The organism is Paracoccus sp. SY (genome assembly GCF_002901215.1).
GTDB lineage: Bacteria > Pseudomonadota > Alphaproteobacteria > Rhodobacterales > Rhodobacteraceae > Paracoccus > Paracoccus acridae.
In genome coordinates this window covers 1-13,590 of sequence record NZ_NWMQ01000035.1, presented here as the reverse complement: position 1 = coordinate 13,590, position 13,590 = coordinate 1, and the positions used below count along the sequence as shown (strand labels likewise).

Below are 13,590 nucleotides of genomic sequence, written 5' to 3'. Positions count from 1 at the left end.
CTCCTGTCAGGGCAGCACGACGAGGTTGATCCGGCGCGTTTCGCCGGCGATGGTCATGTCGAAGCCGGTCCAGCCGAAATGCATGGCGCGGATGTCGAACTTGACTTCGTGGGGCGGCGCATCGGCGGCCGGAAAGGTCATCGCCTGGGCGGCCGGGCGCAGGACGGTCCGGTCGGGTTCGGGCTGGATGCGTTCGATCATGAAGCGGTCGAAGAAGGGCTGCGACATGGTGATGTCATGGCTGTCGCCCGGTTCCCGGAAGGTGATGGACAAGTCGTCCGATCCTTCCCAACGGGTGACGCGCGGGATTTCGACGCTGGCTGCCGCGAAATCGACGGTCTGCTTGTGAAAGATCCCGCCGCTGCCGGTCAGCCCCAGGATCGCCAGCAGCATGACACCGCCGAACGCCCACCAGGCGATCCGCTGCACCCGCCAATAGCGGCGCTGCCTTTCGCGGGGTTCGTCAAGCTGCAATCCGTCCGGCCTGATCGGCGGTATGTCCAAACGCGATCCCTGGGCCATGGCCCGTCCCCCAACCAGTTGCTTCTTAAAAGAAAAGCCGCTGGACAGGTTCCGGTTCCGTCCACCTTCAGGGGCGGGCGCCCGCGTCGATGGCGGGGGGATCCTCGGTCACCTCGGATGCGTGCCAAAGGTTGCGGCCCAGGAAGATCACCACCACAAGGGCCGCGAGGATCGCCACCACCAGGATCCCGGCCCGGCCCAACCGCCGGGGTCCGGGCTTGGGTTCATGGCCCGTCATGACAGCGCCCAGATCGCGCCCAGGACGATCAGCAGGATCATCGCGACGGGCCAGATCAGGACCTGCCAGGCCAGCCTGTTGCGCACGGGCGCGGTGGCGCGGACGTAATCGGTATCCGAGGGCTCGCCGGCCGCGCCGGCCGCGCCGGCAGAACGGTCGATCGGGCCGGGTTCGGTCGTCTTGTCGCCGTCTTCGGTGGTGCTTGGCATGATCCTAGATCCCCCTTGCCGCGCCGGGCGTCAGGACGACCTTGGTCCATTCGTCCTGATTGCCGTGAAAGTTCCTGTATCCGGTCGGCGCATCTTCCAGCGACAGGCGGTGAGAGATCAGGAAGGTCGTGTCGATCTCTCCCTCCAGGATGCGGTGTAGCAGCTGGCGGGTGTATTTCTGCACATGCGTCTGGCCGGTGCGGATCTGCAGTCCCTTTTCCATCAGCGCGCCGATGGGAAACTTGTCGGCCAGTCCGCCATAAACGCCGGGGATCGACACGCGCCCGCCCTTTCGAACCGCCATCAGCGCCATTCGCAGCGCATGGACGTTGTCAGCGCCGATGCCGACCTTCTGTTTCAGGGCGTCCATGATCCGGTCGGGGGCGAAGCCGTGGCTTTCCATGCCCACCGCGTCGATCACCGCGTCGGGACCGATGCCGCCGGTCATCTCCATCAGGGCCTCCAGCACATGGGTCTGGGTATAGTCGATGACCTTGGCGCCCAGCTTGCGCGCCAACTCCAGGCGGCCGGGATAATGGTCGATGGCGATCACCTGATGGGCCCCCATCAGCAGCGCCGACTGGATCGCGAACAGCCCGACCGGCCCGCAGCCCCAGACGGCCACGGTGTCGCCGTCCTGGATGTCGGCGTTCTCGGCGGCCATCCAGCCGGTTGGCAGGATGTCGGACAGAAACAGCACCTGTTCGTCCGACACGCCGTCGGGCACAACGATCGGACCCACATCGGAAAACGGCACGCGCACATATTCCGCCTGCCCGCCCGGATAGCCGCCGGTCATGTGCGAATATCCGAAAAGCCCGCTCATCGGATGGCCATACAGCAGTTCGGACGCTTCCTGCTTTTCCACCGGGTTGGAATTGTCGCAGGCCGAGAACTGCTGCTGCTGGCAGAAGAAGCAGGCGCCGCAGGAAATGGTGAAGGGCACCACCACCCGGTCGCCCTTCTTCAGGGTCGATTTCGGACCCGTTTCGACCACGCGGCCCATGAATTCGTGGCCCAGGATGTCGCCGGGGACCAGTCCGGGGATCACGCCGTCGTAAAGATGCAGGTCCGATCCGCAGATCGCGGTGGCCGTCACCTCGATGATGGCGTCGCGGGGGTTGACGATTTCCGGGTCGGGAACGGTATCGACGCGAACGTCATGCTTGCCATGCCAGGTCAATGCGCGCATCAGTCTGCCTTTCTGTTGGCCGAAGTGGCGATCTCGCCGGTTTCCAGAAGCATCTTCAGCCGCTTCAGATCCTGCTTGCCCCGGATCTTGGGGTCGGTGCCGCGCAGCCGTGCCGCCCATTGGCCGACGATGCCCGCTCGGGGGCGCCAGGCGATATGGGCCTCGACCTCGGTTCCGCGCCCGGCGGGGGCGTCGCGCAACTGGACCTTTGCCTCGATCTCGACTTCGGCGCCCTCCACGGACCGCCAGGCAAGCGCCTCGTCGCGGCGATCCTCGACCAGGCGGGTCTCGATGGGCAGGTGGCCGTCGGGGGTGTCGATGACCCAGGTCACGTCATTGCCGTTGACCTGGACGGCGGCCAGGCCTTCCATGAAATCGGTCAGGTGGTCGGGGTTGCGCCACATCTCGTAGATGCGGCTGCGCGGCGCCTTGATGGTCACGGTGCGGCCCACGACCTGATAGCCGCCAAAGCTGGACCTCCTGGCGGTCCGGCCCGGCGCGCTGTCGTGCGGGCGCTTGGGATTGGATTGCATGGCTTTCCCGACGGCCAGGCCCGCGCCGATGGACAGGGCAAGAACGGTGGCCGCAAGGGGCAGGTCGGGGGAACGTCGGGTCATCCGGGCCTCCTTGGAAAATGCGGCCGCCTTGCCCGGCGGCCGCAATCGGTCTCAGCGCGACTTCTGGTAAAGCTTGGCCGCGATCTCGAACATCTCCTCGGGGGCGTAATCGGGGGTGAAGGCCGAGGGCACGCCCGTCAGGTCATGGATCTTGCCGCCGTCGGGCAGGCCGTCCACCACTTCCAGTTCGCCGGGCGGATCGTCGGGCAGGGCGGTTTCGCCGCCGCCGCCCCAGATGCCGCGCATTTCCTGATAATCGCTGGGGCTGAAGGTATAAAGGCGGCGGTGCGACCCTTCGGCCAGGTATTTCTGGCATTCCGGGATGTTGCCCAGCGGGATGTTCGGCGTGGGCAGGAACTTGTCCAGATCGACGCCGGTGATCTTCTTCAGCGCCAGGGCATAGGCATGGGCATGGACCGATCCCCGCACCAGCAGGTATCCGCAAACCTCGCGCCCGGTGATGTTGGCATCCGTCAGCGATTCATAGACCCGAAGCTTGTGCAGCCGCGCGCCGCATTCCAGGTGGAAGTTGTGCAGAAGGTCCACGATCACGTTGCCGGTCGTGGTCACCATGTCCGCGTTCCAGGACATCGAGTTCGAGTTGACCGGGATCGCCCCGCCCGCATGGCTGTAGAACGAGGCCGCCGACCGGATGTCCTTCATCTCCTCGAACGGCGCGTTCGAGATGTCGCCGCCGAATTTCTCGTCCCTTCCGGGCTCGTCGGGGCCGTTGTTCAGCATGGCCACGCCGTTGCTGACCAGTTCGACATGGCCCAGTTCCTCGGCCGTGATCGACGCGACCAGGCTGTAGAAGGGGCGCAGCTTCGACTTGCTGCGGAAATTGAAGCTTTGGAACATATAGTTCCCCAGCGTGGACATTTCGCCATACTTGCCGCCAAGCAGTTCCTGAAGGGCGGCGCCAGCATTGGGATCCTGGCGCTTGGGGGCGGGCAGTTCGACTTGCAGCTTATCGACTCGCAGGAACATGGACGTTCTCCGGGGATGAGGAATGCGGGGGGGAAACACCCTCCACCCGGATCCGTTCCCCCGGCGCGGCCAACAAAGGTTAACGACTTGGCTGCGCCGTCGCCGGCCATGTGACCTGGCGAGCCCTTATTTTCTTGCGGAGAAATTTTTTCCCCGAAAAATCCCGTGAGAGTTGAATTTCAATAAAGACCTTTGCTAGCCTTTCAAGACAGACAGCAGAACGCCATCAGAACTGCAACCGAGGAGGTAGCAATGTCGGACAGACATGCCACCGCACCCGAGAAGCAAGAACCAACGCGCCGCGGAGAGATGGCGCAGTTCCTGCTTCTGGCTTTTGGTATCTGGCCAATCGTTGCCGTAGCTTTCGTGGGGGGCTACGGCTTTCTTGTCTGGATATACCAGATGATCGCCGGACCCCCTGGCCCGTCGGGGCATTAGGACATGGACGCCCGTCCCGGCATATCGAGACGGAACCTGTTGCGCGGCATGGCCCGCCCTGCGCCATTCCTGCCGCGCCCGCCGGGGGTCTCGATCACGTCGCTAGGCGCCTGCACGGCCTGCGGGGCCTGCGTCGATGCCTGTCCGCAGGCGATCCTGGTCCTGGCGTCGGACGGCGTGGCGATAAGGCCCGAGGCAGGCGAATGCATCTTTTGCGGCGATTGCGCCGCGTCCTGTCCCGAACCGGTCTTCCTGCCCGACCGGCGCATGGGACATGTGATGCAGATCTCGGCTGAATGCCTGGTCCATGCGGGCATCGCCTGCATGAGCTGCCGGGATGCTTGTCCCGAACAGGCGATCGCGATGCAGCCACGGATCGGCGCACCGTTCCTGCCGCGGATCGACACGGCCGCCTGCACCGGCTGCGGGGCCTGTTCGGCAACCTGCCCGGCCGAAGCGATCCCCGCCGTGAAACGGGAAACCGAGGAAAGAGAGGTCGAGGATGCCTGAGCCACGCTGGCATGTGTCATCCGCCGTCGTGACGGTCGCCCCGGAAGCGATGGCAGAGGTTCGCGACGTGGTCGGGCGGCTGGAAGGCGTCGAAATCCACGGAGGCGACGCCACCCGCCTGATCGTCACCATCGAAGGGAATAGCACCGGGACGCTGGGGGACCGGCTGACCGAAATCAACCTGATGAAGGGCGTTCTCGCGGCCAGCATGGTCTTCGAACACGCCGAGGAAACGGAGGAACTGCCATGCCCCTTGACCTGACCCGGCGCCAGCTTCTCAAGGCGCATGCCGCAGCGCTTGCCGCGTCCGCCGCGGGCCTGCCGCAGCAGGCGCTGTCCCAGCCCGTTCCGGGCGGGGTCGAGGCGTTGAAGATCCAGTGGTCCAAGGCGCCCTGCCGGTTCTGCGGCACCGGCTGCGGCGTGATGGTCGGGGTCAAGGAAGGCAAGGTCGTCGCCACCCATGGCGACATGCAGCACGAGGTCAATCGCGGGCTGAACTGCGTCAAGGGCTATTTCCTGTCCAAGATCATGTACGGCGCCGACCGGCTGACGACCCCGCTGATGCGCCGGACGAACGGCCAGTTCGACAAGAACGGCGAATTCGAGCCGGTCAGCTGGGACGAGGCCTTCGACGTCATGGCCGAAAAGGTCAAGAAGGTCCTGGCCGAAAAGGGCCCCGAGGGGATCGGCATGTTCGGGTCGGGCCAGTGGACCGTGCTGGAAGGATATGCGGCGACCAAGCTGATGCGGGCGGGGTTCCGGTCGAACAACCTCGATCCCAATGCGCGACATTGCATGGCCTCGGCCGCCGTGGCCTTCATGCGCACCTTCGGCATCGACGAGCCGATGGGCTGCTATGACGATTTCGAACATGCCGATGCCTTTGTGCTGTGGGGTTCGAACATGGCCGAGATGCATCCGATCCTGTGGACCCGACTGGCCGACCGCCGTCTGGGAACGCCGCATGTAAAATGCGCGGTCCTGTCCACCTTCACCCACCGGTCGATGGATCTGGCTGACATCCCGATCGTGTTCAAGCCGGGCACCGATCTGGCGATCCTGAACTATATCGCCAACCACATCATCCAGACCGGGCGCGTGAACCAGGACTTCGTGGACCGGCATACGGTCTTCAAGAAAGGCGCCACCAATATCGGCTATGGCCTGCGGCCTGAACACGAACTGGAACTGGCCGCCACCGGCGCCGGCAATCCCGGCCTGATGGAGGACAGCGACTTCGAGGCCTTCAAGGAGCATGTCTCGACCTATACGCTGGACTACGTCAGCGAGCTTTCCGGGGTCGAGCCGGGCTTCCTGGAGGATCTGGCCGAGATTTACGCCGATCCCGACCGGAAGGTCATGTCGCTGTGGACGATGGGGTTCAACCAGCATGTCCGGGGCGTCTGGGCCAACCAGATGCTCTATAACATCCATCTGCTGACCGGAAAGATCTCGGAACCGGGCAATTCGCCCTTCTCGCTGACCGGCCAACCCTCGGCCTGCGGCACGGCGCGCGAGGTGGGGACCTTTGCCCACCGCCTGCCTGCCGACATGGTGGTCACGAACCCCGAACATGTCGCCCATACGGAAGAATTGTGGAAGCTGCCGCACGGGCTTCTGAACACGAAGCCCGGCTTTCACGCCGTGCTGCAGGACCGGATGCTGAAGGACGGGGTGCTGAACTTCTATTGGATCCAGGTGAACAACAACCTTCAGGCCGCGCCCAACTCCCAGAACGAGACATACCAGGGCTATCGCAACCCCGACAACCTGATCGTGGTGTCGGATGCCTATCCGACGGTGACGGCGATGGCCGCCGACATCATCCTTCCGGCCGCCATGTGGGTCGAGAAGGAGGGCGTCTATGGCAATGCCGAACGGCGCACCCATGCCTGGCACCAGCTTGTCGATGCGCCGGGCGAGGCGCGGTCGGATCTGTGGCAGCTTGTCGAATTCTCGAAACGCTTCACCACCAACGAGACCTGGCCCGCCGAGATCCTCGACGCCCATCCCGAGTTTCGCGGCAAGACCCTGTTCGACGTCTGCTTCGCAAACGGCCAGGTGGACCAATTCCCGCTGGCAGATCTGCGCGAGGATTACGCGAACCAGGAGGCCAGGGATTTCGGCTTCTACATCCAGAAGGGCCTGTTCGAGGAATATGCCGCCTTCGGTCGCGGTCACGGCCACGACCTTGCCCCGTACGACGTCTATCAAAGCGACGATGTGCGCGGCCTGCGATGGCCGGTCGTGGACGGCCAGGAAACCCTGTGGCGCTTCCGCGAGGGTTACGATCCTTACGTCAAGCCGGGCAAGGGGGTCGAATTCTATGGCAACCCCGATGGCCGGGCGGTCATCATCGCCGTTCCCTATGAACCGCCCGCCGAAAGCCCCGACGACGAATTCGACATGTGGCTGGTGACGGGCCGGGTTCTGGAACACTGGCATTCCGGGTCGATGACGATGCGCGTGCCCGAGCTTTACAAGGCCTTTCCCGGCGCCAAGGTCTTCATGAACGCCATCGACGCCCGCGAACGCGGCCTGAACCAGGGGATGGAGGTGCGCATCGTCTCTCGTCGGGGCGAGATCCGCAGCCGCGTGGAAACCCGTGGCCGCAACCGGATGCCGCCCGGCGTGATCTTCGTGCCCTGGTTCGACGCCAGCCAGCTGATCAACAAGGTGACGCTGGACGCGACGGACCCGATCTCGAAGCAGACCGACTTCAAGAAATGCGCGGTCCGGGTGGAGCGCGTGTGATGGGACAGATCCGCCTTTCGCTTGTCCTTGCCGCCTGCTTTGCCGCCAGCTTCGTCATGGCGCAGAATGTGTCCGAACTGTCCGGGCCGCAGCCCGATCCGATGCAGTCGGGTCCGGCCGCGCCGATCCCCCGCTTCGTCACCGACGACGTGCGGCAGATGCGCGCCTATCCCGAACAGCCGCCGATCATTCCCCATTCGATCGAGGGGTATCAGCTTTCGGTCAACACCAACCGCTGCATGTCCTGCCACACGCGCGAGATGACGCAAGGGTCGGGCGCGCCGATGATCTCGATCACCCATTACATGACGCGCGAGGGGCAGATGCTGGCGGACGTGTCACCCAGGCGCTATTTCTGCACCCAGTGCCATGTGCCCCAGGCGGATGCGGCCGCCCTGATCGAGAACACCTTCACCGACATGTCCGAGATGGGCGCGACCGGCGCAGGGAGGGAGTGACATGCGCCGGATCCTGCAACCTTTCCGCTGGTTCTGGCATGTCCTGTGGACCCCGGCGGGCACCCTGGGTCTGGGTTTCCTGACGCTTGGCGGCTTTGTCGGCGGCGTCGTGTTCTGGGGGGCGTTCAACACGGCCCTGGAATTCACCAATACCGAGGGCTTCTGCATTTCCTGCCACGAGATGCGCGACAACGTGTACGAGGAAATGTCCCACACGGTTCATTACTCGAATCGGTCCGGGGTGCGGGCGGGTTGCCCTGCATGTCACGTTCCGCATGACTGGACCGACAAGATCGCCCGCAAGATGCAGGCCTCGAAAGAGGTCTGGGGTTCGATCTTCGGCACCATCGACACAAGGCAGGAGTTTCTGGAACATCGCCTGGTGATGGCCAAGCGCGAATGGGCGCGGCTCAAGGCAAATGACAGCCTGGAATGCCGCAACTGCCATTCGGCCATCGCGATGGACCTGGGACGCCAGGCGCCGCGCGCGGCGGAAATCCACACCAAGTATCTTCTGTCCGGCGAACGCACCTGCATCGAGTGCCACCAGGGCATCGCCCACGAACTGCCGGACATGACGGGCGTGGACCCCGGCTGGACCGTGCCACCGGAACTCCAGGGAGAGGTACTGCCGGGGATGACGGAAGCAGAGGAGGTCCGAAGCTATCTGGGCCAGTTGCCCTGAGCATCGGGCGTTGGGCCGGCCGGAGCGTGGGCGGCACGGTGCAAGGATGTCAGCGCGCCGGCCGGTCCAGGAAGAAGCGCACCATCTCGGCACTGGCATCGGGGCCTTGGGGGTCGGTATAGGATCCGCCGGGCTTGCCGCCCGACCAGGCATGTCCCAGGCCGTTGATGACCCAGTGTTCCAGAAGGATGCCACCGTCCACAAGGGCGGTGATCTCGCGGCTGTAACCGCGAGAGCCGATCCTGCCGGTCTTGCGTTCCAGAACGGTCTGGTCCGGTCCTGCGGCCAGGGTGGCTGCGGCGATCCGTTCTCCGTTCAGAGGATGGACGGTCCGGTCGGCGCTGCCGTGAAAGACGATGGTCGGTGTGGGTCTTGCGTCCCGGCGCGGCGCGGTCTGGCCGGGGTCGTTGCCGTTCATGGCGGCGAAGGCCGAAGGCACATCCTTGGCGGCGCCGAAGGGCAGGCCGGAATGGGCGCCGACCGCGGCAAAGACATCGGGATGCGTCTGGCCCAGGATGACGGCCATGGCCGCACCGGCGGAAAGACCCGCCACGAAGATCCGATCCCGGGGCACCTTGTGGCGGCCTGCCAGGTCAAGCGCCATCTGCGCCAGGATCTCGGGCTCGCCCCGACCCCGGCGCTGATCGCCGATGCTGAACCAGTTCCAGCAGGACTGGGCGTTCTCGCCGCGCGACTGATGGGGATAAAGGATCAGCAGCCGGTGTTCTTCGGCCAGGGCGTTCATGCCCGTCCCCCGCGCGAAATCGGCCGGGGTCTGTGTGCAGCCGTGCAGCATGACGATCATGCCCCGGATGCCCTTGCTGGCCGAGGCGGGCAGATAGGCCAGATACTCGCGGCTGCCAGCCTTGCAGGAGAAGCGGTCGGTCGTGATGCTGGCGCCCGGCGGAACCGGATCCGCGGCGGATTGCGCGCCCGAAGCACCAAAGGGCGGTTGAAAGCCCGTCCCCTCGCCCGGAACGCTCAGCCCATGCTGGGCCAGGGTGCGTTGCACAAGATCGTTCGGCCCGTCAAGCCGAAGCTTGGCAATCGCCTGGCGCAAGGCGCCGACGTCAAAGGTCTTCATCCGTTTGTCCTTTGCAGGGGCTAGAGAATTCGGTCCGCCAGGGCCTTCCTGACGTCGGGGCTGGCCTGCAACGCCCCCAAGACCGAGATCGAACCGATCGTGGCCCTTGCCAGTTCCGGCGTGATGTCCGGGCCAAAACGTGCCAAGCCGACCACCTTCACATGCAGAACCTCACCAGCCTTTTGGGCGGCCTCAAGCTCGGCCCGGCTGAAATCCCTCAGGCCCATGTCCATCATGTGTCGTTCGACGGACCGGGCGACGATGTCGCGGTGGCTGTCCAGTTGGTTGCGGATCGCCGTCCTGATGAAGTCGCTGCGGTTCGAATAGAATCCTTCCTGGACCAGAAGATCGATGCGGCCAAGATCGACATAGCCGAGGTTGATCGTGATCTTTTCGGTTTCGGGTGTCTTGTCCCGCAGGCTGCGTATCTCTGCCATCATCTTCATTCCATCCACATGGATGGTATATGGATGATACGGGATCAGGATCAAGGGTGGATCTTGGTCGTGTCGCGAAAAACTGAAGGAAGCAGAGCGCGTTCTGTCCCAGGACGGTCCTTCCGGCACCGTTCCAGACGGCGCGCATCTTCGCTTCAAGCCGCTTCTGCTGCGGCAGGCATGTCCCAGCCGAGTGATACGCTAAGGACCGGATGGTGGCTTGGTCGGGCAGTTCAATCAGCATAACTGGCTAAATAGCATCAATAATCTAACGCACATGTCGCAGCAGTAACCATTAGTCTGAGGTCTAATAATTTATTCTTTATTATGAATTCGAATCTGAGTAGCCTTCCCGGATCATCACATGTCCAGGAGGGGAGGCCTGCATGACTGATCATCTGATCGCCATCCTATTGCTTTGTGCGATGTTCGTTATCGCCACATTATTGCCCATCAACATCGGTGTTCTTGCCTTCGTCGGCGCGTTCCTGGTGGGAACACTGGTCGCCGGGGTAACCACCCGCGACATCATCGCCGATTTTCCCAGCGGGTTGTTCCTGACGCTGGCGGGCATCACCTGGCTGTTCGCACTGGCCCAGAACAACGGCACGATCGACTGGATCGTCCGTGCCGCCGTCCGGGCGGTCAAGGGCCGGGTCGGGCTTATTCCCTGGATCATGTTCGCGATCGCAGCGGTGCTGACCTCGATCGGCGCCGTGACGCCCGGGGCCGTGGCCATCGTCGCCCCCATCGCCCTCAGCTTTGCCTTCCGGTATCAGATTTCTCCTCTCCTGATGGGGATGATGGTGGCCATGGGCGCCTCTGCCGGGGCCTTCTCGCCCTTAGGGATATTCGGCGGCATCACGAATGGCGTCGTCGAACGCGCGGGCCTGCCGCTGAGCCCGCTGACCACCGCTGCCGCCAGCTTCCTGTGCAATGGCATCGTCGTCCTGATCCTGTTCATGATGCTGGGCGGACGTGAACTGATGCGCGCCCGCGCCGACCTGGGCGAAGCCTATCCCGTCCCCCATGTCGAGATCGCCCGGTCGGCCAGCGGCCCGCAAATCTTCGGCGACAGCGAGGCCGAGGCCTTGTCGAAGCGCGTGGCAAAGGAAGGCGGACGCGGCGACACCAACAAGCTGGTCGATGACGTGTCCTATGCCAACATGAAGGATGGCAGCCCGGTCCAGATCCTGACCCTGGTCGGCCTGGCGGCCGTTGCCCTCATGGTTCTGGCCTTCAAGATGGACATCGGCTTTGTCTCGCTGACGGTCGGCCTGCTGATCGCGCTTTGCCAGCCGACCCATCAGAAGCGTTCCGTGGGGCAGATCGCCTGGCCGGAAATCATGCTGATCACCGGAGTCGGAACCTATATCGCCGTGCTCGAGAACATGGGAACCATCGACTTCGTGGGCAACAGCGTGGCCTCGATGGCGTCGCCGATGCTGGCGGCGCTGCTGCTGTTCTATATCGGCGGCATCGTGTCGGCCTTTGCCTCCTCGACGGCCTTGCTGGGCGCGCTGATCCCGCTTGCCGTTCCGTTCCTGCAAGGGGACGGCGGCATCGGCGCGATCAGCTTCATCGCCGGCATGGCCGTGGCATCGACGATCGTGGACGTCAGCCCCTTCTCGACCAGCGGAGCCCTGGTTCTGGCCAACGCGCAAGGGATCGACAGGCAGATCTTCTTCAAGCAGCTGATGAAGTTCGGCACGCTCGTCACCCTGGTCTCGCCGCTGGTCCTGTGGCTGATCTTCGTCGTCATCCCCAACTGAGAGCAACTGCGGCCGGGGTTCTGCCCGGCCGGATCGGCGGAAGTCACACACCCGTTGACAAGCCAACTGTAATAATGAATACATTATCCAAATGAATGGCGCCTGGCGCTTTGAGTGAGGGAACCCAGATGACCCATGTTTCCGGACGGCACTTTCTGCAGATACCAGGCCCAAGCCCGGTGCCCGACCGCGTCCTGCGCGCGATGTCCGCGCAGGTGATCGACCACCGCAGCCCCGAATTCGGCGAACTGGGACTTGAGGCGCTTGCCGCGATCAAGACCATCTTCAAGACCACGCAGGACGTGATCATCTATCCGTCCTCGGGCACCGGGGCATGGGAAGCGGCGCTTGCCAATGTCCTTCGGGAAGGCGACAGCGTCCTGATGTATGAAACCGGCCATTTCGCCACGCTGTGGAAGAAGATGGCCGAGAAGCTTGGCATCGAGGCCGAGTTCATCGGCGGGGACTGGCGTTCCGGGGCCGATCCCGACCAGATCGAACAGCGCCTTCGCGCCGACAGCGGCCACAGGATAAAGGCCGTCTGCGTCGTTCACAACGAAACCTCGACCGGCTCGGTCTCGCCGATCGCCGATGTGCGGCGCGCCCTTGATGCCGCCGGACACCCGGCGCTGCTGATGGTGGATACGATCTCCGGGCTGGGGTCGATCGATTTCCGGTTCGACGAATGGGGCGTCGATGTGGCGGTCTCGGGGTCGCAGAAGGGCCTGATGCTGCCGCCGGGGATCAGCTTCAACGCGGTCAGCGCCAAGGCGGTGGAGGTGTCGAAGGCGGGGGGCACGCGCCGGTCCTATTGGGATTGGCACGACATGATCGCCATCAATGCCAAGGGCTATTTCCCTTATACCCCGGCGACCAACATGCTCTATGGCCTGGTCGAGGCCATCAAGATGATGCACGAGGAAGGGCTGGACACGATCTTCGCCCGGCACCAGCGTCACGGCGCGGCCACGCGTGCCGCCGTGCGTGCCTGGGGGCTGGATGTCCTGTGCAACCGCCAGGGACACGAAAGCGGCGTCCTGACGGCCGTCGTCATGCCCGAAGGGCACAGCGCCGACCATTTCCGGTCCGAGGCCCTGCGTCACTACAACATCTCTCTGGGAAGCGGGCTGTCGAAGGTGGCGGACAAGATTTTCCGCATCGGCCATCTGGGCGACATCAACGACCTGACCCTGATCGGTGCGCTGAGCGGCGTCGAGATGGGATTGGCCAAGGCCAAGGTTCCGCATGAAAAGGGCGGTGTCGGCGTCGCCATGCAATACCTGCAGGAAACGCCCGCACCCGGGATCGATGCCTGACAAGGCCAGTGGCGCGCCCGCCAAGGGCGCCCCATGACCGCAGACAAGAGGCCACGCGCGCTGATGACGTCCCCCCTGCACATCCCCACTTACGCGGACATGCTGTCTGCGCATGAGCGCATCATGCCTCATATCCGGCGCACGCCGGTGCGCACCTCGGATTATCTCGACGAGCTGACGGGGGCGCGGTTGTTCTTCAAGTGCGAGAACTTCCAGGAGCCCGGCGCCTTCAAGGTGCGCGGCGCGGCCAACGCCGTCTTCGGCCTGGACGAGGCGCAGGCGGCGCGGGGGGTTGCCACGCATTCCTCGGGCAACCACGCCTCCTGCCTCAGCTATGCGGCGATGCGCCGGGGCATTCCCTGCAACGTGGT

General features: G+C 64.2%; 17 protein-coding genes. 9 read left to right on the top strand and 8 right to left on the bottom strand.

Annotation, left to right across the window (positions count from 1 at the left end; genetic code table 11):
- Positions 1 to 6: 6 nt before the first annotated feature.
- The 6 genes from CK944_RS17575 to CK944_RS17555 form a co-directional block, all read right to left on the bottom strand.
- Complete coding sequence (locus CK944_RS17575) at positions 7 to 522, bottom strand: hypothetical protein (RefSeq protein ID WP_103174381.1); 516 nt, start codon at positions 520 to 522, stop codon at positions 7 to 9.
- 67 nt (positions 523 to 589) lie between these two features.
- Positions 590 to 760 carry a hypothetical protein gene (locus tag CK944_RS23670; RefSeq protein ID WP_188715558.1) on the bottom strand — a complete coding sequence of 57 codons (171 nt, stop codon included), beginning with the start codon at positions 758 to 760 and terminating at the stop codon, positions 590 to 592.
- Complete coding sequence (locus CK944_RS17570; protein WP_103174380.1) at positions 757 to 969, bottom strand: hypothetical protein; 213 nt, start codon at positions 967 to 969, stop codon at positions 757 to 759. Before CK944_RS17570 ends, CK944_RS23670 begins: the two co-directional genes overlap by 4 nt.
- A 4-nt stretch (positions 970 to 973) precedes the next feature.
- Positions 974 to 2,161, bottom strand: a complete 1,188-nt coding sequence (locus CK944_RS17565; RefSeq protein ID WP_103174379.1) for a zinc-dependent alcohol dehydrogenase — start codon at positions 2,159 to 2,161, stop codon at positions 974 to 976.
- A complete protein-coding gene (locus CK944_RS17560) occupies positions 2,161 to 2,778 on the bottom strand; it encodes an SRPBCC family protein (RefSeq protein WP_103174378.1) in 618 nt (205 codons plus the stop codon). Before CK944_RS17560 ends, CK944_RS17565 begins: the two co-directional genes overlap by 1 nt.
- 51 nt (positions 2,779 to 2,829) lie before the next feature.
- A complete protein-coding gene (locus CK944_RS17555) occupies positions 2,830 to 3,765 on the bottom strand; it encodes a manganese catalase family protein (protein WP_103174377.1) in 936 nt (311 codons plus the stop codon).
- 252 nt (positions 3,766 to 4,017) lie between these two features.
- Here CK944_RS17555 and napE point away from each other — a divergent pair, with 252 nt between their 5' ends.
- From napE to CK944_RS17525, 6 genes are read left to right on the top strand one after another with little or no spacing between them, the layout of a single operon-like run.
- Entirely contained in the window at positions 4,018 to 4,203 is a 186-nt protein-coding gene (gene napE / locus CK944_RS17550) for a periplasmic nitrate reductase, NapE protein (protein ID WP_103174394.1), read from the top strand.
- Between the two features lie 3 nt (positions 4,204 to 4,206).
- Positions 4,207 to 4,713, top strand: a complete 507-nt coding sequence (locus tag CK944_RS17545; RefSeq protein ID WP_103174376.1) for a ferredoxin-type protein NapF — start codon at positions 4,207 to 4,209, stop codon at positions 4,711 to 4,713.
- The gene (locus CK944_RS17540) at positions 4,706 to 4,975 is read left to right on the top strand and encodes a chaperone NapD (RefSeq protein ID WP_103174375.1); all 270 of its coding nucleotides are present in this window, start codon (positions 4,706 to 4,708) and stop codon (positions 4,973 to 4,975) included. The genes CK944_RS17545 and CK944_RS17540 overlap by 8 nt, the downstream gene beginning before the upstream one ends.
- Positions 4,960 to 7,467, top strand: coding sequence for a periplasmic nitrate reductase subunit alpha (napA, locus tag CK944_RS17535; RefSeq protein ID WP_103174374.1), 2,508 nt, complete (start codon positions 4,960 to 4,962; stop codon positions 7,465 to 7,467). Before CK944_RS17540 ends, napA begins: the two co-directional genes overlap by 16 nt.
- Complete coding sequence (locus CK944_RS17530) at positions 7,467 to 7,925, top strand: nitrate reductase cytochrome c-type subunit (protein ID WP_229665197.1); 459 nt, start codon at positions 7,467 to 7,469, stop codon at positions 7,923 to 7,925. Before napA ends, CK944_RS17530 begins: the two co-directional genes overlap by 1 nt.
- Before the next feature lies 1 nt (position 7,926).
- A complete protein-coding gene (locus tag CK944_RS17525; protein WP_103174372.1) occupies positions 7,927 to 8,610 on the top strand; it encodes a NapC/NirT family cytochrome c in 684 nt (227 codons plus the stop codon).
- A gap of 49 nt (positions 8,611 to 8,659) precedes the next feature.
- On the opposite strand, the gene CK944_RS17520 is transcribed toward CK944_RS17525, so the two are convergent.
- On the bottom strand, positions 8,660 to 9,694 hold the full coding sequence (locus tag CK944_RS17520; RefSeq protein WP_103174371.1) for a PHB depolymerase family esterase: 1,035 nt from the start codon (positions 9,692 to 9,694) through the stop codon (positions 8,660 to 8,662).
- Positions 9,695 to 9,714: 20 nt separating this feature from the next.
- A complete protein-coding gene (locus CK944_RS17515) occupies positions 9,715 to 10,131 on the bottom strand; it encodes a CopG family transcriptional regulator (RefSeq protein ID WP_103174393.1) in 417 nt (138 codons plus the stop codon).
- A gap of 386 nt (positions 10,132 to 10,517) precedes the next feature.
- On the opposite strand from CK944_RS17515, the gene CK944_RS17510 reads away from it, so the two are divergent.
- The 3 genes from CK944_RS17510 to CK944_RS17500 form a co-directional block, all read left to right on the top strand.
- Positions 10,518 to 11,903 carry an SLC13 family permease gene (locus CK944_RS17510; protein WP_103174370.1) on the top strand — a complete coding sequence of 462 codons (1,386 nt, stop codon included), beginning with the start codon at positions 10,518 to 10,520 and terminating at the stop codon, positions 11,901 to 11,903.
- 128 nt (positions 11,904 to 12,031) lie between these two features.
- Positions 12,032 to 13,219, top strand: coding sequence for an alanine--glyoxylate aminotransferase family protein (locus tag CK944_RS17505; RefSeq protein ID WP_103174369.1), 1,188 nt, complete (start codon positions 12,032 to 12,034; stop codon positions 13,217 to 13,219).
- A gap of 33 nt (positions 13,220 to 13,252) precedes the next feature.
- A partial coding sequence (locus CK944_RS17500) for a pyridoxal-phosphate dependent enzyme (RefSeq protein WP_239986131.1) occupies positions 13,253 to 13,590 on the top strand: 338 nt, incomplete at its 3' end.

Bases quoted from the DNA above. Each gene is read 5' to 3' on its own strand.
- CK944_RS17575 (WP_103174381.1), bottom strand. From the start codon at position 522: ATGGCCCAGGGATCGCGTTTGGACATACCGCCGATCAGGCCGGACGGA.
- CK944_RS23670 (WP_188715558.1), bottom strand. From the start codon at position 760: ATGACGGGCCATGAACCCAAGCCCGGACCCCGGCGGTTGGGCCGGGCC.
- CK944_RS17570 (WP_103174380.1), bottom strand. From the start codon at position 969: ATGCCAAGCACCACCGAAGACGGCGACAAGACGACCGAACCCGGCCCG.
- CK944_RS17565 (WP_103174379.1), bottom strand. From the start codon at position 2,161: ATGCGCGCATTGACCTGGCATGGCAAGCATGACGTTCGCGTCGATACC.
- CK944_RS17560 (WP_103174378.1), bottom strand. From the start codon at position 2,778: ATGACCCGACGTTCCCCCGACCTGCCCCTTGCGGCCACCGTTCTTGCC.
- CK944_RS17555 (WP_103174377.1), bottom strand. From the start codon at position 3,765: ATGTTCCTGCGAGTCGATAAGCTGCAAGTCGAACTGCCCGCCCCCAAG.
- napE (WP_103174394.1), top strand. From the start codon at position 4,018: ATGTCGGACAGACATGCCACCGCACCCGAGAAGCAAGAACCAACGCGC.
- CK944_RS17545 (WP_103174376.1), top strand. From the start codon at position 4,207: ATGGACGCCCGTCCCGGCATATCGAGACGGAACCTGTTGCGCGGCATG.
- CK944_RS17540 (WP_103174375.1), top strand. From the start codon at position 4,706: ATGCCTGAGCCACGCTGGCATGTGTCATCCGCCGTCGTGACGGTCGCC.
- napA (WP_103174374.1), top strand. From the start codon at position 4,960: ATGCCCCTTGACCTGACCCGGCGCCAGCTTCTCAAGGCGCATGCCGCA.
- CK944_RS17530 (WP_229665197.1), top strand. From the start codon at position 7,467: ATGGGACAGATCCGCCTTTCGCTTGTCCTTGCCGCCTGCTTTGCCGCC.
- CK944_RS17525 (WP_103174372.1), top strand. From the start codon at position 7,927: ATGCGCCGGATCCTGCAACCTTTCCGCTGGTTCTGGCATGTCCTGTGG.
- CK944_RS17520 (WP_103174371.1), bottom strand. From the start codon at position 9,694: ATGAAGACCTTTGACGTCGGCGCCTTGCGCCAGGCGATTGCCAAGCTT.
- CK944_RS17515 (WP_103174393.1), bottom strand. From the start codon at position 10,131: ATGGCAGAGATACGCAGCCTGCGGGACAAGACACCCGAAACCGAAAAG.
- CK944_RS17510 (WP_103174370.1), top strand. From the start codon at position 10,518: ATGACTGATCATCTGATCGCCATCCTATTGCTTTGTGCGATGTTCGTT.
- CK944_RS17505 (WP_103174369.1), top strand. From the start codon at position 12,032: ATGACCCATGTTTCCGGACGGCACTTTCTGCAGATACCAGGCCCAAGC.